The 18,646-nt window shown below is 69.7% G+C and carries 16 protein-coding genes; 11 read left to right on the top strand and 5 right to left on the bottom strand.

The annotated features are described in order from the left end of the window. Nucleotides 1-184: 184 nt before the first annotated feature. On the bottom strand, nucleotides 185-1,279 hold the full coding sequence (locus ACFX59_RS16950) for an anhydro-N-acetylmuramic acid kinase (RefSeq protein ID WP_387433958.1): 1,095 nt from the start codon (nucleotides 1,277-1,279) through the stop codon (nucleotides 185-187). A gap of 118 nt (nucleotides 1,280-1,397) precedes the next feature. Here ACFX59_RS16950 and rimO point away from each other — a divergent pair, with 118 nt between their 5' ends. Beyond that, complete coding sequence (gene rimO / locus ACFX59_RS16945) at nucleotides 1,398-2,738, top strand: 30S ribosomal protein S12 methylthiotransferase RimO (RefSeq protein ID WP_387433955.1); 1,341 nt, start codon at nucleotides 1,398-1,400, stop codon at nucleotides 2,736-2,738. Here the strand turns inward: rimO and ACFX59_RS16940 are convergent. Then, the gene (locus tag ACFX59_RS16940) at nucleotides 2,722-3,111 is read right to left on the bottom strand and encodes an MAPEG family protein (protein ID WP_387433952.1); all 390 of its coding nucleotides are present in this window, start codon (nucleotides 3,109-3,111) and stop codon (nucleotides 2,722-2,724) included. The genes rimO and ACFX59_RS16940 overlap by 17 nt on opposite strands. Nucleotides 3,112-3,455: 344 nt before the next feature. Here ACFX59_RS16940 and ACFX59_RS16935 point away from each other — a divergent pair, with 344 nt between their 5' ends. Beyond that, on the top strand, nucleotides 3,456-4,856 hold the full coding sequence (locus ACFX59_RS16935; protein ID WP_387433950.1) for a serine hydrolase domain-containing protein: 1,401 nt from the start codon (nucleotides 3,456-3,458) through the stop codon (nucleotides 4,854-4,856). Further along, the gene (locus ACFX59_RS16930; RefSeq protein ID WP_387433948.1) at nucleotides 4,853-6,232 is read left to right on the top strand and encodes a leucyl aminopeptidase family protein; all 1,380 of its coding nucleotides are present in this window, start codon (nucleotides 4,853-4,855) and stop codon (nucleotides 6,230-6,232) included. The genes ACFX59_RS16935 and ACFX59_RS16930 overlap by 4 nt, the downstream gene beginning before the upstream one ends. A 115-nt stretch (nucleotides 6,233-6,347) precedes the next feature. On the opposite strand, the gene tpiA is transcribed toward ACFX59_RS16930, so the two are convergent. Beyond that, the gene (gene tpiA, locus ACFX59_RS16925) at nucleotides 6,348-7,094 is read right to left on the bottom strand and encodes a triose-phosphate isomerase (RefSeq protein WP_354297051.1); all 747 of its coding nucleotides are present in this window, start codon (nucleotides 7,092-7,094) and stop codon (nucleotides 6,348-6,350) included. A gap of 134 nt (nucleotides 7,095-7,228) precedes the next feature. Here tpiA and ACFX59_RS16920 point away from each other — a divergent pair, with 134 nt between their 5' ends. Together ACFX59_RS16920 and trpE are read left to right on the top strand one after the other, a co-directional pair. After that, entirely contained in the window at nucleotides 7,229-9,175 is a 1,947-nt protein-coding gene (locus ACFX59_RS16920; protein ID WP_387433946.1) for a SurA N-terminal domain-containing protein, read from the top strand. After that, nucleotides 9,162-10,679, top strand: coding sequence for an anthranilate synthase component I (gene trpE / locus ACFX59_RS16915; protein WP_387433944.1), 1,518 nt, complete (start codon nucleotides 9,162-9,164; stop codon nucleotides 10,677-10,679). Before ACFX59_RS16920 ends, trpE begins: the two co-directional genes overlap by 14 nt. Before the next feature lie 348 nt (nucleotides 10,680-11,027). Here trpE and ACFX59_RS16910 read toward each other — a convergent pair whose 3' ends face one another. Beyond that, nucleotides 11,028-11,462 carry a hypothetical protein gene (locus tag ACFX59_RS16910; protein ID WP_309696302.1) on the bottom strand — a complete coding sequence of 145 codons (435 nt, stop codon included), beginning with the start codon at nucleotides 11,460-11,462 and terminating at the stop codon, nucleotides 11,028-11,030. Between the two features lie 191 nt (nucleotides 11,463-11,653). On the opposite strand from ACFX59_RS16910, the gene ACFX59_RS16905 reads away from it, so the two are divergent. From ACFX59_RS16905 to lexA, 6 genes are read left to right on the top strand one after another with little or no spacing between them, the layout of a single operon-like run. Next, entirely contained in the window at nucleotides 11,654-12,268 is a 615-nt protein-coding gene (locus tag ACFX59_RS16905; RefSeq protein ID WP_307104562.1) for an aminodeoxychorismate/anthranilate synthase component II, read from the top strand. Beyond that, the gene (trpD, locus tag ACFX59_RS16900) at nucleotides 12,265-13,260 is read left to right on the top strand and encodes an anthranilate phosphoribosyltransferase (RefSeq protein ID WP_387433941.1); all 996 of its coding nucleotides are present in this window, start codon (nucleotides 12,265-12,267) and stop codon (nucleotides 13,258-13,260) included. Before ACFX59_RS16905 ends, trpD begins: the two co-directional genes overlap by 4 nt. After that, on the top strand, nucleotides 13,257-14,033 hold the full coding sequence (gene trpC, locus ACFX59_RS16895) for an indole-3-glycerol phosphate synthase TrpC (protein ID WP_307099675.1): 777 nt from the start codon (nucleotides 13,257-13,259) through the stop codon (nucleotides 14,031-14,033). Before trpD ends, trpC begins: the two co-directional genes overlap by 4 nt. After that, nucleotides 14,030-14,497 (top strand): cyclic pyranopterin monophosphate synthase MoaC, encoded by a 468-nt coding sequence (gene moaC, locus ACFX59_RS16890; protein WP_387433938.1) that lies wholly within the window; start codon nucleotides 14,030-14,032, stop codon nucleotides 14,495-14,497. The genes trpC and moaC overlap by 4 nt, the downstream gene beginning before the upstream one ends. Before the next feature lie 54 nt (nucleotides 14,498-14,551). Beyond that, the gene (gene glp, locus ACFX59_RS16885; RefSeq protein WP_387433936.1) at nucleotides 14,552-15,736 is read left to right on the top strand and encodes a gephyrin-like molybdotransferase Glp; all 1,185 of its coding nucleotides are present in this window, start codon (nucleotides 14,552-14,554) and stop codon (nucleotides 15,734-15,736) included. Nucleotides 15,737-15,791: 55 nt separating this feature from the next. Next, entirely contained in the window at nucleotides 15,792-16,472 is a 681-nt protein-coding gene (gene lexA / locus ACFX59_RS16880) for a transcriptional repressor LexA (protein ID WP_307099681.1), read from the top strand. Nucleotides 16,473-16,488: 16 nt separating this feature from the next. Here lexA and ACFX59_RS16875 read toward each other — a convergent pair whose 3' ends face one another. After that, a complete protein-coding gene (locus ACFX59_RS16875; protein WP_387433933.1) occupies nucleotides 16,489-18,573 on the bottom strand; it encodes a ComEC/Rec2 family competence protein in 2,085 nt (694 codons plus the stop codon). Nucleotides 18,574-18,646: the final 73 nt, after the last annotated feature.

The following is an 18,646-nucleotide window of genomic DNA, read 5'->3' as shown; positions in this document are numbered from 1 at the left end:
GCGCGCGAGCCTTTGGGCTCGCTCAACCCCTCACCCAAGCTACGCTAGCCAGCAGGCTGGCAAGCTTCGCTAACCCTCTCCCCTGTCCAGGGGAGAGGGGAAGAAGAAGCGATCCAGAATGGCGATCCGTCCTGGGGCCGGAGCGGGGCCCGCCAGGACGACGGTCATCCCTGATCGCTTGGTCCTATCCCCCGGCGGGGCGATGAATCACGCCCCCGGTCATCGGCTGCGGCACGCCGGTCGTGCCGGGAAAGCTGATCGGCCGCTCGTTCAGCCGACGCACCGCCATATAGGCGAAGCCCTCCGCCTCCATCGCGTCGCCGTTCCAGCCGAGCGCATCGCTCGGCTCGGGGGTCAGCCCCGTCGCCGCCGCGATCATCGCGAGCATCGTGGCATTGTGCCGCCCGCCGCCCGCGACCAGCAGGCGCCGGGGCCGCGCGGGCAGATGGTCGAGCGCGCGCGCCACCGTTTGCGCGGTAAAGGCGGTCAGCGTCGCCGCGCCGTCCGCCGCCGACAGCCCCCGCGCGGGCTGGATGGTGAAGTCGTTGCGGTCGAGCGACTTGGGCGGGGCGAGGTCGAACCACCCATTGTCCATCATCGTGTCGAGCACGGTCGGCTCCACCCGTCCGCTGCCCGCCAGTGCGCCATCGGCATCGTAACGCTGCCCGGTTTCGGTCTCCATCCAGCTGTCGATCAGGCCATTGGCCGGGCCGGTATCGAAGGCGACGAGCGCGCCGTCGTCGCCGATCCAGGTGATGTTCGCCACCCCGCCCAGATTGAGGATCGCCACCGGCTTCTCCAACCCGGCCGCCAGCGCGGCGTGATAGACCGGGATCAGCGGCGCCCCCTGCCCGCCCGCCGCGACATCGGCCGAGCGGAAGTCGGAGACGGTGACGATCCCGGTCGCATCGGCCAGCGCCTGTCCGTCGCCGATCTGCCAGGTCCAGCCGCGATCGGGGCGATGCGCGACCGTCTGGCCGTGAAAGCCGATGACATCGACCGCATCCGCGCCGATCCCGGCATCGCGCAGCAGCTTCTGGACGACCATCGCATGGGTGCGCACGATCAACTCGCTCGCCGCGACGATCGGCGGGCTGGCGCGCGGTCGGTCGAAGGTCAGCGCCATGGCGGTGGCCTCCGCCAGTTCGGTGCGCGCGGCATCCGAATAGGGTTCGCTGCGAAAGGCGATCGCGCGCCGCTGCGCCTCGCCGTCCGTCTCGATCAGCGCGGCATCCACCCCGTCGAGCGAGGTTCCCGACATCAATCCGATCGCCAGCATCGCGCTTAACCCTTGTGAATTTGCATCCCTCATGCCGGGATCGCGCGGACGTGTCGACCACATGGCGCAAGCGCATCTGGAAAAGCGTCGCGTTTTGGCCTATGTGCGCGCGTATCCCATGGCAACCAAACTCCCCACTCCGCCGCGTGTCGGCATGGTCTCGCTCGGCTGTCCCAAGAATCTGGTCGACAGCGAACGCATCCTGACCCAGCTCCGCGCAGACGGCTATCAGATGTCGCCCGACTATGCCGGGGCCGACGTCGTGCTGGTCAACACCTGCGGCTTTCTCGACTCCGCCAAGGAGGAAAGCCTGGAGGCGATCGGCGAGGCGATCAAGGAAAATGGCCGCGTCATCGTGACCGGCTGCATGGGCAAGGAGGCCGAGGCGATCCGCACCCGCTTCCCCGACGTGCTCGCGATCACCGGCGCGCATGAATATGAGCAGGTGGTGGAGGCGGTCCACGCCGCCGCGCCCGCCAACCTGTCGCCCTATATCGACCTGATCCCCGACGCCGGGCTGAAGCTGACCCCGCGCCATTACAGCTATCTGAAGATTTCCGAGGGCTGCAACCATCGGTGCAGCTTCTGCATCATCCCGTCGCTTCGCGGCGACCTGGTCAGCCGCCGCCCCGACGCCATCCTGCGCGAGGCGGAAAAGCTGGTCGCGGCGGGCACGCGCGAGCTGCTGGTCATCAGCCAGGACACCTCGGCCTACGGCATCGACATCCGCAAGGAACCGCGGATGTGGAAGGGGCAGGAGGTCGTGCCGCACATGACCGACCTGGCCCGCGAACTGGGCAAGATCGCGCCCTGGGTGCGGCTGCACTATGTCTATCCCTATCCGCATGTGGATCAGGTGATCCCGCTGATGGCGGAAGGGCTGGTGCTGCCCTATCTGGACATTCCGTTCCAGCATGCCGCGCCGTCGGTGCTCCGCCGTATGAAGCGCCCCGGCAACGACGCCAAGGTGCTCCAGCGCATCCACCAGTGGCGCGACATCTGCCCCGATATCGCGATCCGCTCGACCTTCGTCGTCGGCTTCCCCGGCGAGACGGAGGAGGATTTCGAATATCTGCTCGACTGGCTGGACGAGGCGCAGCTCGACCGGGTCGGGGCCTTCCGCTTCGAGCCCGTCGAGGGCGCCGCCGCCAACGCCCTGCCCGATCACGTCCCCGAGGAGGTGAAGGAAGAGCGTTACGCGCGGATCATGGAAAAGACCGCCGCCATCTCCGCCGCCAAGCTGGCCGCCAAGGTCGGCCGCACCCTGCCCGTCATCATCGACGCGGTGGATGACGAAGGCGGCGCGACCGGCCGGTCCCAGGCCGACGCGCCCGAGATCGACGGTGAGGTCTTCCTGCGCGATGCCGGGCATCTGTCGGTCGGCGATATCGTGTCCGTCGAGATCGAGGATGCCGACGAGCATGACCTGTACGGCGTCCCCGTCACAGGAAGCGAATAAGCATCATCACCAGCCCGGCCATCGACACCAGATAGGCCAGCGACCGGACGTACCGGACGCCGAACAGATAGAGCGGCACATAGGCGACCCGTGCGAGGAACCAGACCCACGCGCCGGTCGCCGCCATCCCGCCGCTCCGGCCGGTCAGGGCCAGCCCCAGCGCCAGCGCAATGAAGACGGGCCAGGTCTCACGATAATTGGCCGAAGCACGCTCCGCCCGCCCGGCAAGCGGTCCCAGCGGCGCCGGAGTCCCGTCGCGCGGCCCCGCATTCCAGCCGATACCCCGGTCCAGCGTCGCCAACTGCGATTGCAGCGCGAGATGGACGAACAACAGGATGATCGACCAGCCGAGGATGGTCAGTTCGGTGGTCATTCGTCCGTCTCCCGCAGTCCACCCCGGCGAAGGCCGGGGTCCGGTGGTCAGCGCGCCTAGGCGCGCGACGGGGTCTCCAACGCAGAACGTCGCAACTGGACCCCGGCCTTCGCCGGGGTGGCCAGGAAAAAGCGCCGGGTGTCTCCCATCCCCCGTTCAGCCTGAGCGTAGTCGAAGGCCAAGGGACTCATTCTCCACACAGTGATCTTCAGGCTTGGCAGATGTCGTAGCATGGCCTTCGACTACGCTCAGGCTGAACGGAGGGGGGCACGACCGCCCTCCACGCTCCCACACCCGCCCCACACCCGTTGCGCCGCCCCCACAAACCTGCTTCCTTGGAGCGCATGAGATACCCGACCCTGCTGGCAGCCGTCGCGCTGCTCGCCCCCGCTCCGCTCGCCGCACAAGCCCTGACCCCGGCCGAAACCCAGAAGATCGATGCGCTGGTGACCAGGACGCTGGCCGATACCGGCGTCCCCTCCGCCTCGATCGCGGTGGTGCGCGGCGGCAAAATCGTGCTCGCCAAGGCTTATGGCAAGCAGTTCGAGGGGCAGCGCGGCCCCGCCGATCCGGCGCTTCCCTATCAGATCGCCTCTGTGTCCAAGCAGTTCACCGCGACCGCGATCCAGTTGCTGGCGGATGAAGGCAAGCTGTCGCTGGACGACACTGTCGCCAAATATATCCCCGGCATCAGCGGCGGCGACACAATCACCATCCGCCAGTTGCTCAGCCACACCTCGGGCCTGCGCGATTACTGGCCGCAGGATTACAGCTTCAAGGCGATGGCGACCCCCACCACGCCGCAGGGGATCGTCGACCGCTGGGCCAAGGCGCCGCTGGACTTCGCGCCGGGCACCCAGTGGCAATATTCCAACACCGGCTATGTCGTGGCGGGCCTGATCGTCGAGAAGGTATCGGGCCAGCCGCTGCTCGACTTTCTCCAGGCGCGCGTCTTCGGTCCGCTGGGCATCCGCGCGGTGGATCAGGACAAGGCGGTCGGGCCGGGCTTCCCCCAGGGCTATCTCCGCCATGCGCTGGGCCCCGTCCGGGTCGAGACGCCCGCGGCCCCCGGCTGGCTCTATGCGGCGGGCGAGCTGTCCATGGCACCGCGTGATCTGGCGAAATGGGACGTGGCGCGGATGAACCGCACGCTGCTGCCCGCGAAGGACTGGAATGAGCAGGAGACGCCGGTCAAGCTGGCCGATGGATCGAACACCAATTACGGGCTGGGCGTCGCGGTCGGCACCGCCGATGGACGCCGCGTGGTCGAGCATAGCGGCGAGGCGGTCGGCTTCCTGACCGAGAATATCGTCTATCCGGACGACAAGGCCGCCGTGGTGGTCGCGGTCAATGCCTGGTTCGCCGATGCGCAGGGGCGGATCGCCAAGGGCATATCCGACATCGTCCTGCCCGCGCCCAAGGCCGATGCCGGGGATGCCGCCGCGCTCGACCGCATTCGCCGGGTCTATGCCCAGCTTCAGGCGGGGCACCTCGACCGATCGCTGCTGACCGAGGACGCGGCCTATTATTTCACCCCCGCGACCATCGCCGACTATCGGTCGAGCCTGTCGCCACTCGGCGCGCCGAAGACGATCGAACAGACGGGCAAGACCCGGCTGCGCGGCGGGTTCGTCAACCGTTCCTACCGCGTGACCTATCCGAACCGCACGCTGCGCATCAGCACCTATGCCGAGCCGGGTGCGACCGGAAAGATCGAACAGTTTCTCGTGAGTCCCGCCGAATGACCGACTTTGCCCCCCTGCTCCAACCCGATCGCGGCCAGAGCGCCCATGCGATCACGCTGCTGACCGCCGACGGCTTTGACGGCTGGCTGAGCCGCCAGCCCGCCGCGACCCGCGCGCTGGCGGCCGCGCAGCGCTTCACCGCCAAGCCCAATAGCCATATCCTCGTGCCGCAGGATGACGGCATCGCGGTGGTGGCGGGCGTCGCCGATCCCGCCGCGCCCTGGGCGCTGGCAAAGCTCGCCGAGACGCTGCCCGAGGGCAGCTATCGCCTGGACGGCGCGGAGGTCGGGGCCAATGCGCTGGGCTGGCTGCTCGGCCAATATCGTTTCACCCGCTATCGCAAGGCGGAGGATGCGGGGCCCCGCGTCCTGCTGACCCGCGACGTCGCGCACCGGGACGAGATGCTCCGCATCGCCGCCGCGACCGCCTTGGTCCGCGATCTGGTCAACACGGGTGCGGGCGATCTGGGCCCCGCCGAGCTGGAAGCGCAGGCCGAGGCGCTGGCCCAGGCCCATGGTGCGACCGTCACCGTCACGGCGGGCGAGACGCTCGCCCGCGACTATCCGATGATCCATGCGGTCGGGCAGGCCGCGACGCGCGACCGTGCGCCGCGCCTGATCGAGCTGGCCTGGGGAAATCCCGCCCATCCGCGCATCGCGATCGTCGGCAAGGGCGTGTGCTTCGACACTGGCGGGCTCGACATCAAGCCGTCGGCGGGCATGCGGCTGATGAAGAAGGACATGGGCGGCGCGGCGCATGCGCTGGCGCTGGCTGGCCTTGTCATGGCGGCCAAGCTGCCGGTCCGGCTGCACCTGCTGATCCCGGCGGTGGAGAATGCGGTGTCGGGCGCGTCCTTCCGCCCCGGCGACGTGCTGCGCACCCGCAAGGGCCTGACCGTCGAGAACACCAATACCGACGCCGAGGGCCGCCTGATCCTGGGCGACGCGCTGACCCGCGCGGGCGAGGAGAAGCCCGAGCTGATCCTCGACTTCGCTACGCTGACCGGGGCGGCGCGCGTGGCGCTGGGCCCCGACCTGCCGCCGCTGTTCACCGATGACGAGGCGCTGGCGGCCGAGCTGCTGGCGGCGGGCGTGGCGGAGGACGATCCTGTGTGGCGGATGCCGCTCTGGGACGGCTATGACGATATGCTCAAGTCCGACATCGCCGACATGGTCAACGCACCCGATGGCGGCTTTGCGGGGGCAATCACGGCGGCGCTGTTCCTGCGGCGCTTCGTGCCCCGGGATACGGCCTGGGCGCATCTCGACGTGTTCGCGTGGCGGCCTTCGGGCAAGCCGGGACGCCCCAAGGGGGGTGACGCCTATGCCCTGCGCGCGGCGTATCGGATGTTGAAGGAGCGCTATTCGGGGGTTTGATCGGCGGTTGGACGTGGCCTTCGACTACGCTCAGGCTGAACGGAGCTCGGGGATCAATCCCGACAGCCGTTCACGCTGAGCGAAGTCGAAGCGCACGGGCCACACCCAACCCCAATCACAACCCCGCCGCCGCCTCGATGATCGGCACGAACTTCTCGGCGGTCAGGCTGGCTCCGCCGACCAGCGCGCCGTCGACATTCTCGACCGACAACAGCGTCGCCGCATTCTCACCGATCACCGAGCCGCCATACAGGATGCGAACGTCGTCCGCCGCATCGCCGATCAGCATGCGCAGCTTGGCGCGCGCGATCGAGTGGATCGTCGCGATCTCCTCGACGGTCGGCGTCCGCCCGGTCCCGATCGCCCAGCGCGGTTCATAAGCCAGGGTGAACCAGCTCCCATCGGCATTGTCGGGCACCGACTTCTCGATCTGCGCCTGCACCACCCGCTCGGCGCGGCCCGCATTGCGCTCCGCCTCGGTCTCGCCGCAGCACAATATGACCTTCAGGCCGTTGCGATGCGCCGCCGCCGCCTTGGCCCAGGCGTCCTGGCTCGTCTCGCCCTGGTCGGCACGACGTTCGGAATGGCCGACGATCGTGAAGCGCGCGCCCGCCTCGCGCACCATCCCGGCCGAGACGCAGCCGGTATGCGCCCCCGAATCGCGTTCGTGCACATCCTCCGCGCCGATCGCCAGATCGGGCACCCGCTCCGCCGCCGCGGCGATCAGCGTGAAGGGCACCGCCATCGCGACATCGACATTCGGGGCCGCCAGCGCCGCCGCCGCGATCGCGTCCAGCTCGGCCAGGGCGGCGCGCGAACCGTTCATCTTCCAGTTGCCAGCCACCATTTTGCGCCGTGCCATAACCGGGCTCCTCATCTGTCGACTGTTATACGTGTTCAACACCGATAGCGGATCATGCGATCCGCGCAAGCTTGATGCGGGCGCGACGGGCCCCTAAAGCACATCCGTTTTTATCCTTTGCCGATCGGTCGTCCATGCTCAGCTTCTTCCGCCGGATCATCAATTCCAAGGCCGGCGTCGTCGTGACCTTCATCGTGCTGGGCGTGATCGCGATCGCGTTCGCCGCGGGCGACGTGTCCAACATCTCGGGCATGGCGGGCGGGCTGACCGGCTCGTCGGTCGCCAAGGTCGGCGATGCGAAGATCACCGCCAACGACCTGCGCACCGCCGCGCAGAACGAGGTCGCCGCCTATCGCCAGGAACAGCCGACCTTCGACATGGCGCAGTTCATGGCGGCGGGCGGGTTCGAGGGCGTGCTCCAGCGCGAGATCACCGGCCTGTCGCTCGAACAGTTCGGCAAGGACCAGGGCATGGTCGTCTCGCGCCGCCTGATCGACGGGCAGATCGCCTCGATCCCGGCCTTTCGCGGCCCCAATGGCCAGTTCGATCCGGCGCTTTACCAGCAGCTTCTGGCCCAGCGGAAGATGACCGACGCGCAGGTCCGCACCGACCTGGAGCGCACCCTGTTCGCGCAGCAACTGACCGTGCCCACCATCGGCGCGACCCAGATGGCGATGCAGATGGCGCTGCCCTATGCCTCGCTGCTGCTCGAAAAGCGCGGCGGTGAGGTCGGCTTTATCCCGACCCGTCTGGTGCCCACCGGCCCCGCGCCCAGCGACGCCGACATCCAGGCCTTCTACACGCGCAACGTCCAGCGCTACACGCTGCCCGAGCGTCGCGTCGTCCGCTATGCGCTGGTCACCCCCGCCGCCATCGCGGCCAAGGCGACCCCCAGCGAGGCGGAAATCGCCCGCTATTATCAGAGCAACCAGTCGCGCTACGCCGCCGCCGAAAAGCGCGACGTGACGCAGGTGATCGTCGCCGATCAGACGGGCGCGAACGCGCTGGCCGCCAAGGCGAAGGGCGGCACCAGCCTGGCCGATGCGGCGCGCGCCGCCGGGCTCGAGGCTTCGGTGCAGAAGGGCCTGGACAAGGCGGCCTATGCCGCGCTCGCCTCCGCGCCGGTCGCCGATGCGGTGTTCACCGCCGCCAAGGGTACGGTCGTGGGTCCGGTGCGCGGCACCCTCGGCTTCGTCGTCGCCCGTGTCGACGGCGTGACCCAGGTGCCGGGCAAGACGCTAGCGCAGGTCCGTCCCGAGATCGTCGCGGAGCTGACCAAGCAGAAGCAGGCCGCCGCGCTGGGCGAGATGCGCAACGCGATCGAGGATTCGCTGTCGGGCAACGCGACCTTCGAGGAAGTGGTCGCCGACCGCAAGCTGCAGGCGCAGACCACCCCTGCCGTCACCGCGCAGGGCACGGCGCCCGACGCGCCCACCTTCCAGCCGACGCCCGAACAGCGCGCGATGATCACCGCCGCCTTCACCGCCGAGGAAGGCGACGCGCCGCAGCTGGTTCCGGTCGGCCAGGACGGCGGCTTCGCCATCGTCGGCGTCGGCCAGATCCAGCGCTCGGCACCCCGCCCGCTGGCGCAGGTCCGCGCGCAGGTGCTGGCCGATCTGAACGCCGACCGCGCCCGTGCCGCCGCGCGCAAGCTGGCCAATGCCGTGCTCGCCAAGGTGAACAAGGGCATGCCGATGGCGCAGGCGCTGAAGGAAACCGGGCTGGCCGTGCCGCCGGTCCGCCCGATCGCCGCGTCGCGCCGCGACCTCGCCGCCGCGCAGAACACCCCTGCCGCCGCTCCGCTCGCGCTGCTGTTCTCGATGCCGCAGAACAAGGCGCGCACGCTGGAGGCACCGCAGAACGAAGGCTGGTACATCCTGCGCGTGACGAAGATCGAGGCGGGCAATGCGACCGGCAATGACGCCGCGATCCGCGCCGCGCGCGGGGACATTGGCCGCCTGGTCGGCCGCGAATATGTCTCGCAATTCGCCCGCGCCGTCCGCGACACGCTGGGCGTCAAGACCGATCCCAAGGCGATCGCCAAGGTCCGCTCGGAGCTGCTGAACAATGGCGGCAACTGAGCCCCACGCCGATGACGCCGCGCTCGCCCAGCTGAAGGCGGGGCGGCCCGCGCTGGTGTGGCGGCGGCAGATCGCCGACACCGAGACGCCGGTCGCCGCCGCGCTGAAGCTGATCGAGCCGGGGCGCGGCGACTTCCTGCTCGAATCGGTCGAGGGCGGCGCGACGCGCGGGCGCTACAGCCTGATCGGGCTGGCCCCCGATCTCGTCTTCCGCGCCGACGGGCATGACGCCGCGATCAACCGCCGCTGGGCGACCGATCGCGACGCTTTCGAGCCCTGTGCTGCGCCGACGCTCGCCGCGCTACGCACGCTGGTCGCCGAATGCCGCGCCGACGTGCCTGATGGGCTGCCGCCCGCGCTCGCCTGCCTGGTTGGCTATTTCGGCTATGAGACGGTGGGGCTGGTCGAGGCGCTGCCCAAGCCCCCGGTCGATCCGCTCGGCCTGCCCGACATGATTTTCGTGCGACCGACGGTCATCCTGGTGTTCGACCGGCTGACCGACGCGCTCTATCTCGTCGCGCCGGTCTGGCCCGAGAATGTCCGCGATCCCGAACGCGCGCTGGCCGAGGCGCAGGAGCGGCTCGACGCCACCGCCGCGCGGCTGGCCTCCACCCGTCTGCCGCCGCCGGTCCGCGCCGATCTGCCCGAGCCCAGCTATGCCCCCGCCCTGCCCGCCGGGCTCTATGCGGAGATGGTGGCGCGGGCGAAGGACTATATCGTCGCGGGCGACATATTTCAGGTGGTGCTGGCGCAGCGTTTCTCGGCGCCCTTCGCGCTGCCGCCCTTCGAGCTGTATCGCAGCCTGCGGCGGATCAACCCCTCGCCCTTCCTCTATCATCTCGACCTGCCGGGCTTTTCGCTGATCGGATCGAGCCCCGAAATCCTCGTCCGGGTCCGCGCGGGCGAGGTCACGATCCGGCCGATCGCGGGCACCCGCCCCCGCGGCAAGACGCGTGCCGAGGACGCCGCCAACCGCGACAGCCTGCTCGCCGATCCCAAGGAGCGTGCCGAGCATCTGATGCTGCTCGACCTGGGCCGCAACGATGTCGGCCGCGCCTCGGCGGCGGGCAGCGTCCGTGTGACCGACAGCTATACGGTCGAATTCTACAGTCATGTGATGCACATCGTGTCCAACGTCGTCGGACGGCTGGGCGACGACAAGGACGCGCTCGACGCGCTGTTCGCGGGCTTCCCGGCGGGCACGGTCAGCGGCGCGCCCAAGGTCCGCGCCTGCCAGATCATCGCCGAGCTGGAACCCGAGCAGCGCGGCGCCTATGCGGGCGGCGTCGGCTATTTCTCGCCCGACGGATCGATGGACTCGTGCATCGTGCTGCGGACCGCGGTGGTCAAGGACGGCACCATCCATGTCCAGGCGGGCGCAGGCATCGTCGCCGACAGCGACCCGGCCTATGAACAGCGCGAATGCGAGGCCAAGGCAGGCGCGATGCTCGCCGCCGCACGCGATGCGGTGGCGCGGGCGGGTGACGGGGGTTTCGGGCAGTAGGGCAGCTCAGGGCCGGGGCGCCCGACGGGGAAGCGGAACCAGTATCGCCGCAAACGCGAGGGAACTGGGGCGGATCGATATTCAGGATAGCTTCTTCTTCCCTCGCCCCTCGCAGAGGGGAGAGGGGAGAGGGTTGCGCAGACTTGGCCTTTGCGTAGCAAAGGCTTAGTCGGAGCTGGGTGAGGGGTGGCGCTCGCTTCGCGAGCGCGCGAGCCCTTGGGCTCGCTCAACCCCTCACCCAAGCTGCGCTAGCCAGCAGGCTGGCAAGCTTCGCTAACCCTCTCCCCTGTCCAGGGGAGAGGGAAGAAGACGCAATCCCGCACGTCGATCGACCCTAAGCCACCGCCCTCACTGCCCGTCGGCGGACGGCGGGGTCGCTTCGGCGCGGCGGGCGCGGCGTTCGTCGGAATATTGGCGGTTCCAGGTCATGCTGCACCCGCTCTGCCCGCCCGTGCCGACCGGCGAGCAGGTGTCGGGGATGCCGCCCGCGACCCGACCGACCTGATCGATCGTCGCGGCACGGTTGACCCAGCTCTGGTTCTGCGCGGGAATCGGCTTGTCGTCGCGCAACGCCTTGGGAATGCGGTAGGGCTCGTCGACGCGACCGCAGACCACCACCTCTTCGGAGGTGCTGGGCGGACATTTCTGGTCGCCGGTCAGCGTCACCTGACGCACCCGCTTGGGCGGTTGGCCGGAGGCGGCCTGCGCATCCTGCCCCGCTTGCTGGGCAAGCGCCGCGCCGGGGGTCAACAGCAGGGCAGCGATCAGGGCGGCACGAACCATGGCGACGAAACTCCTTTGAGACGACAACGTCGAACGCCGCGCATGGCTCCACGCTGAACGGCCTCTCCCCACGGCCGAATTCCGGCAAATTTAGGGCCATGTGTCGCGCGGCCCGACAATTTCACACCTCCGACCGCCCGGTGCGGCGCGGCGGGCGTTGCACCATCCGTGCGATCGGCTATGGCGGGATCATGATCCTGGTCGTCGACAATTACGACAGCTTCACCTGGAACCTCGTCCATTATCTTCAGGAATTGGGCAGCGAGGTGGAGGTGGTCCGCAACGACGCGATCTCGGCGGGCCAAGCGCTCTCGTCGGGGGCGCAAGCCTTTCTCATCTCCCCGGGGCCCTGCACCCCGACCGAGGCGGGCGTCAGCCTGGACCTGGTCGCCGCCGCCGCCGATGCGGGCCGGCCGCTGCTGGGCGTGTGCCTGGGCCATCAGGCGATCGGCCAGCATTTCGGCGGACTGGTCCAGCGCGGCGGACTGATGCACGGCAAGACCTCGCCCGTGCATCATGACGGCACCGGGCTGTTCCGGGGCCTACCTTCTCCCTTCACCGCGACGCGATACCATTCGTTGATCGTCAACGACGTGCCCGACAGCCTAGTGGTGAATGCGCGGGCCGAGGACGGCACGGTGATGGGCTTCCGCCACGCGACGCTGCCCATCCACGGCGTCCAGTTCCACCCGGAAAGCATCGCCACCGAATATGGCCATGCGATGCTCGCCAATTTCCTGCGCGAAGCGGGCGTGGCGCACGACCTGCCTGAGCGGCTGCGTCCGCCGGTCGAGACGCCCGCGTGACCACGATCGCGCTGCTGCCCGATCCCGTCAGCCCGCTGTCGCGCGAGACGGCCTATGCGGCCTTTGCCGACATTCTCGACGGTCGCGCGGGCGACGAGGCGACAGCGACCTTCCTGACCGATCTGGCCGAGCGAGGCGAGACCTCGATCGAGATCGCCGAGGCCGCGCGGGCGATGCGCGAGCGGCTGATCCCCATCACGGCGCCGCCAGGCACGATCGACGTGTGCGGCACCGGTGGCGACGGGCATCACACGCTCAACGTCTCGACCGCCGTGTCGCTGGTCGTCGCGGCGCTCGGCGTGCCGGTCGCCAAGCATGGCAACCGCGCCGCCTCGTCCAAGGCGGGCGCGGCGGACACGCTGGAGGTCCTGGGCCTCGACATGGAGCGCGCCGGACAGGTGGCGCAGGCCAGCCTGAGCGATATCGGCATCGCCTTCCTCTTCGCCGCCAACCACCACCCCGCCATGGCGCGGATCACCCCGATCCGGCGGCGGATCGGGCGGCGGACGATCTTCAACCTGATGGGCCCGCTCGCCAATCCCGCGCATGTCGGCCGCCAGCTGATCGGCATCGCCCGTCCCGACTATGCGTCGGTCTATGCCGAGGCGCTGGAGCAGCTGGGCGCGACGGCGGCGCTGGTCGTGTCGGGCGAGGAAGGGCTGGACGAACTGTCGGGCGCCGGGCCCAGCATCGCGGTGTCGGTCGGCGATGTCGCCGCGCCCGCGACGATCACGCCCGAGGATGCGGGGCTGCCCCGCCATCCCATCACCGCCATTCGCGGCGGCGACGCCCGGCACAATGCCGAGGCGCTTCACCGCCTTCTCGCCGGAGAGCCGGGCGCGTATCGCGACGCGGTTCTCCTCAACGCCGCCGCCGCCTTGCTGGTCGCGGGGCATAGCGCCGATCTGGCCCAGGGGGCCGTGGCCGCTGCCCGCGCGATCGATACCGGCGAGGCTGCGGCGCTTCTCGATCGATGGATTGCTTACCGATGACGATGCTCGACCGCATCCTGGAAACCAAGCGCGCCGATGTCGCCGCGCGCAAGGCGACGATGTCGCTGTCCGATCTCGATGCCAAGATCGACACGGTCTCCGCCCCGCGCGGCTTTCGCGCCGCGCTCGACGCCAAGACCGGCCATGCGCTGATCGCCGAGGTGAAGAAGGCCAGCCCGTCCAAGGGCCTGATCCGCGCCGATTTCGATCCCCCCGCCCATGCCCGCGCCTATGAGGCCGGGGGCGCGGCGTGCCTGTCGGTGCTGACCGACGAGCGCTGGTTCCAGGGGGCCGACCTGTTTCTGGAACAGGCGCGCGCGGCGGTGTCGATCCCGGTGCTGCGCAAGGATTTCATGGTCGATCCCTGGCAGGTGCATGAGGCCCGCGCGCTGGGGGCCGACGCCATCCTGATCATCGTCGCCGCGCTGGACGACGGCCAGATGCAGGAGATCGAGGCGGCTGCGATCGAATGCGGCATGGACGCGCTGGTCGAGGTGCACGACGCCGCCGAGATGGAGCGCGCCGCCCGGCTGAAGTCGCGACTGATCGGGGTGAACAACCGCGATCTCAGGGACTTCTCGGTCGATTTTCAGCGGACCTACGAACTGGTCGGCCGCGCGCCGCAGGGTTGCACCTTCGTCGCCGAGAGCGGGCTGACGACGCGCGCCGATCTCGACGCGATGGCCGAGCATGGCATTCACTGCTTCCTGATCGGCGAAGCGCTGATGCGCCAGCAGGATGTCGAGGCGGCGACCCGCGAACTGATCGGATGACCGGCCTCACCCATCTGGACGAGACCGGGTCGGCGCGGATGGTCGATGTCGGGGGCAAGTCGGTGACGGCCCGGCAGGCGGTGGCACAGGGGCGGATCACCATGTCGGCCCAGGCCGCCGCCGCGATCGCGGCGGGCAGCGTCCAGAAGGGTGACGTGCTCGCCGTCGCGCGGGTCGCCGGGATCATGGCCGCCAAGAAGACCAGCGACCTGATCCCGCTCTGCCACCCGCTTCCGCTCAGCAAGGTCGAGATCGAACTGACCTTGGATGCCGAAGGCGTGACCGCGACCGCGACCGCCGCGACGGCGGGCCAGACCGGGGTGGAGATGGAGGCGCTGGCCGCCGTATCGGTCACGCTGCTGACCGTCTATGACATGGCCAAGGCGCTCGATAAGCGCATGACGATCGGCGATATTCGGCTGTTGTCCAAGACCGGCGGCAAGTCGGGTGACTGGCACGCCTGACCGGCCCGCCTGCGGGAACGCCAGCGCCGACGACGCGTCTTGTCGCCAATAGGAGTGACCGCCATTCTTCTACCCGTTGCCGAAGCCCAACAGCGCCTGCTCGCGCTCGCCCCTGACCGGCCCGCCATCGAGCTCGCCCTGCGCGACGCCGCCGGGCGCTGGGCCGCGCGCGACGTGCTGGCGCAGCGGACCCAGCCCTCGCGCGACCTGTCGGCGATGGACGGCTATGCGATCCGCTTCGACGACATGCCGGGGCCCTGGACGGTGATCGGCGAAAGCGCCGCCGGACGCCCCTTTCTGGAGAGAGTCGAAGCCGGACAAGCGACGCGCATCTTCACTGGCGCCGCGCTGCCACAGGGCACCGACACGGTGCTGGTTCAGGAAGAGGCGGGGCGCGAGGAGCAAACGCTGACCCTGACCGGCGAAGGCCCGGCGCATCGCGGGCGCAATGTCCGGCGGCGCGGGCTGGATTTTTCGCAGGGCGACAGGCTGATCGCCGCCGGGCAGCGGCTGACGCCCGCGCGGATAGCGGTGGCGGCAACCGGCGGCCATGGCACCCTGCCCGTCCGCCCGCGCGTCCGGATCGCGATCGCCGCGACCGGCGACGAACTCGTGCCCCCCGGACAGGGGGATGCCGATGCCCTGCCGGAGTCGAACGGCGTGATGCTGGCGGCTTTGCTCGCCGACCTGCCCGTCGAGATCATCGATCTGGGCATCCTACCCGACAATCTGGAACGGCTGCGCGACGCCTTTGCCGGGGTCGCCGCCGATCTGCTGGTCACGACCGGCGGCGCGTCGGTGGGGGACCATGATCTGGTCCAGCCCGCGCTGAAGGCGGCGGGCGGCAGCATCGATTTCTGGCGGATCGCGCTTCGCCCCGGCAAGCCGATGATGGCGGGGCGGCTGAACGACATGGTCGTGCTGGGCCTGCCCGGCAATCCGGTGTCGGCCTTCGTGACCGCGATCCTGTTCGTCAAGCCGCTGGTCGCGCATATGGCGGGCGCGGGCGATCCCTTCCCCAGCGCGATCCCCGCCATTCTGGGCGAGGATCTGCCCGCCAACGGTCCGCGCATCGACTATCTGCGCGCCGCGATGATCGACGGGCGCATCCATGCGGCGGCCATCCAGGACAGCTCGATGCTGCTGACTCTGGCGCGCTCGACGTGCCTGGTGATCCGCCCGCCGCACGCGCCCCCGGCCCCTGCGGGCGACTCGGCGGAAATCCTGATGCTCGCTTGACGCAAGCCTTTCCGTTCCATATAAGTTCCACGTCTGTTCTGGACGGAGGATCGCGATGCTCACCGCAAAGCAGCATGAGCTTGTCTGCTTCATCAACGACCGTTTGCGGGAAACCGGCGTCTCGCCCTCCTTCGAGGAGATGAAGGAGGCGCTGGACCTCAAGTCCAAATCGGGCGTCCACCGCCTGATCTCCGCGCTGGAGGAACGCAATTTCATCCGCCGCCTGCCCAATCGCGCCCGCGCGCTGGAGGTGCTGCGGATGCCTGATCGGCCGGAAAAGCCGGTCGCGGCCGCCGCCAGCGCGGCCGATGCGCGACCGCCCGCCGCGAAGCCGGTCGCCGAGCCCGCCAATGACGTGGTCGAGATTCCCCTGCACGGCCGTATCGCCGCGGGTGTCCCGATCGAGGCGTTCGAGGGCAGCTCGACCCTGGCCGTCCCCGCTGCCCTGCTCGGCACGGGCGAGCATTATGCGCTGGAGGTGTCGGGCGATTCGATGGTCGAGGCGGGTATCCTCGACGGCGACTATGCGCTGATCCGCCGCACCGACATCGCCCGCGACGGCCAGATCGTCGTCGCGCTGATCGACGAGGCGGAGGCGACGCTGAAATATTTCCGGCGCGAAGGCTCGATGATCCGGCTCGACCCCGCCAACCGCGCCTATGATCCGCAGCGTTACGCGCCCGCCCAGGTGCGGGTGCAGGGCAAGCTGTCGGGCATTCTGCGCCGCTACGATTGACAAGGGAGCGAGCGGGTCAGCGTCCACGCGCCTCGCTCGCCACGATCCAGGGGTGCCGGTCCCCCGGCATCCGCGCGGTTTCGGCGACTGGTCCCGACAGCTGGATCGTCACGCCGCCGCTGCGGCGCAAGGCGAGGGCATCGAGTTTCAACCAGCGCGGGCGGCACGCCTCGGGCAGCCGTCGGTCGGCGATCATGATGTCGACGCGGTCGCAGAGCGCGATCAGGCTGGCCCAGGGCACCGCATAACCGCTTCGCGTCGCCGCCACCCGCCAGACGCGCCCGTCCCGCACGATCCGGGTCAGGCAGATATCGGCGCCGCACCGCGCCTCCGCCTGGTCGACCAGCGCGAGCGGTGCATCGTCGCTGCCGCCGATTTCGAATAGCGCATTGCGGACATAATCCCCCGCCCGCTCCCGCAACAGCGCCATGCCGCCGCCGGTGCGGATCGCGGCATGGCGGCCGTCACCGGTCACGATCAGGTCGGGCACGGGCGCGGCCAGCATGGCGGTCACGCCGATCGCCACGCCCGGCACGCCCAGCCATCGCCACCGCGTCCGCCACAGCGCCACCCATAGTCCGCCAAGGATCGTCACGGCGAAAGCCCCGTCCGGCGCGACCGGCAGCGCCATTACCGCCCCCGGCATCGCCGCCACCTGCCGCGCCAGCCAGAGCAACGCCCCCAGCGCATGGCCGAGCAGCCACCAGAAGGGCGCGCCCAGCCCCACGGGATCGAGCAGCAGCGCCAGCATCTCCAACGGCATGGCGACAAAGGTCGTCCAGGGAATGGCGACGATATTGGCAAAGGCGCCGTACAGCCCCGCCTTGTGGAAATGATAGATGGCGATCGGCATCAGCGCCGCCTCGACCACCAGCCCGGTGACGAGCAACGCCCCCAGCTGCCGCGCCGCCGACCAGCGCCAGTCGGGATGCGGGCCGAACCAGCGCCGCATCGCGGGATGTTCGTGCAGCGCGACGATGGCGGTGATCGCCGCGAAGGACAGCTGGAAACTCGCCCCCATCAGGGCCTCGGGCCGGAAGAGCAGCACGATGGACGCCCCCGCCGCAACCAGCCGCAGCGTCATCGCCTCGCGTCCCAGCGCCAGCGCCGCCAGCACCAGCATGGCGGCGACACAGGACCGGATCGTCGGCACCTCCGCCCCCGTCAGCGCGGTATAGCCGATCGCCGCGACCGCGCCCGCCAGCGCTCCGACCAGCGGCAATCGCACGCGCAGCGCCAGCCATGGCCAGAGCGCGAGCAGCCGGATCGTCAGGACCATGACGATCCCGACCACCGCCGTGATGTGCAGCCCGCTGACCGACAGCAGATGCGCGAGCCCCGCCCGGCGCATCGCCTCGGCATCCGCCTCGCCGATGCCGCCGACATCGCCGGTTGCGAGCGCGGCTGCGATACCGCCCGCACTCCCCTCGATCCGCGCGGAAATATGGGATGACAGCCGCTGGCGAAGCCCCTCTCCCCGGCTCAATGGCCGCAGGACCTTGACCGGCGCGAAGCCACGCCCCGTCGCGCCGATCCCCTGAAACCAGGCGGCACGGGCAAAGTCATGGCCGCCGCGTGCAATGGGTCCGGCGGGCGGCATGAGGCGCGCGCGCAGGCGGATGATCGCCCCGCGCCCCAGACCGGCCGGAACATCCTCGATGGGCAGCGACACCCGGACATGGGGCGGCAGCATGATCGCCCGCCCGCGCCCGTCGCTGGCCTCCGACGGCTTCAGCATCAGCCGCATCAGCCCGCGCGCCGCCAGCCGGTCGACGCCCTCCACCGCGCCCGTCATGGTCGCCAGCACCGGGCGGGCCAGGACCGGCGCCGCCACCGACTCGGCCCGCGCCCAGGCCAGCGTCGCGCCGCCGCCGACCAGCAGCGCGGCCATGCCGATGCCGCGCGTCACGCGGCCGCCGCCGGACAGGGTGAACGCCGCCAGCCCGACCCCGCCCGCCACACAGATCAGCGCCGCCCAGCCGCGCGGATCGGGCAGGACGAACCACAAGGCGATGCCAAGCCCCCAGGCCACCGGCATCCACAGCGCCAGCTGCGTCCGCTCGCGTTCCGCCCAAAGTTCCAACGCCGTCCAGCGCGGCATTTGGCGAGGGCCGCGCTTGATGCTAGGGGCTGCGGCGGCTGAATAGGCCATCGAAATTCATGATTGGGAGTAT

It is taken from the genome of Sphingomonas sp. NCPPB 2930 (assembly GCF_042867205.1).
Taxonomy (GTDB): domain Bacteria; phylum Pseudomonadota; class Alphaproteobacteria; order Sphingomonadales; family Sphingomonadaceae; genus Sphingomonas.
Note: the sequence above shows the minus strand (reverse complement) of the source record. Positions and strands in the feature narration are given on the sequence as shown.

Bases quoted from the DNA above. Each gene is read 5' to 3' on its own strand.
- ACFX59_RS16910 (WP_309696302.1), bottom strand. From the start codon at position 11,462: ATGGTTCGTGCCGCCCTGATCGCTGCCCTGCTGTTGACCCCCGGCGCG.
- ACFX59_RS16920 (WP_387433946.1), top strand. From the start codon at position 7,229: ATGCTCAGCTTCTTCCGCCGGATCATCAATTCCAAGGCCGGCGTCGTC.
- ACFX59_RS16935 (WP_387433950.1), top strand. From the start codon at position 3,456: ATGAGATACCCGACCCTGCTGGCAGCCGTCGCGCTGCTCGCCCCCGCT.
- trpE (WP_387433944.1), top strand. From the start codon at position 9,162: ATGGCGGCAACTGAGCCCCACGCCGATGACGCCGCGCTCGCCCAGCTG.
- trpC (WP_307099675.1), top strand. From the start codon at position 13,257: ATGACGATGCTCGACCGCATCCTGGAAACCAAGCGCGCCGATGTCGCC.
- ACFX59_RS16940 (WP_387433952.1), bottom strand. From the start codon at position 3,111: ATGACCACCGAACTGACCATCCTCGGCTGGTCGATCATCCTGTTGTTC.
- ACFX59_RS16905 (WP_307104562.1), top strand. From the start codon at position 11,654: ATGATCCTGGTCGTCGACAATTACGACAGCTTCACCTGGAACCTCGTC.
- ACFX59_RS16875 (WP_387433933.1), bottom strand. From the start codon at position 18,573: ATGCCGCGCTGGACGGCGTTGGAACTTTGGGCGGAACGCGAGCGGACG.
- ACFX59_RS16930 (WP_387433948.1), top strand. From the start codon at position 4,853: ATGACCGACTTTGCCCCCCTGCTCCAACCCGATCGCGGCCAGAGCGCC.
- moaC (WP_387433938.1), top strand. From the start codon at position 14,030: ATGACCGGCCTCACCCATCTGGACGAGACCGGGTCGGCGCGGATGGTC.
- lexA (WP_307099681.1), top strand. From the start codon at position 15,792: ATGCTCACCGCAAAGCAGCATGAGCTTGTCTGCTTCATCAACGACCGT.
- ACFX59_RS16950 (WP_387433958.1), bottom strand. From the start codon at position 1,279: ATGCTGGCGATCGGATTGATGTCGGGAACCTCGCTCGACGGGGTGGAT.
- rimO (WP_387433955.1), top strand. From the start codon at position 1,398: ATGGCAACCAAACTCCCCACTCCGCCGCGTGTCGGCATGGTCTCGCTC.
- tpiA (WP_354297051.1), bottom strand. From the start codon at position 7,094: ATGGCACGGCGCAAAATGGTGGCTGGCAACTGGAAGATGAACGGTTCG.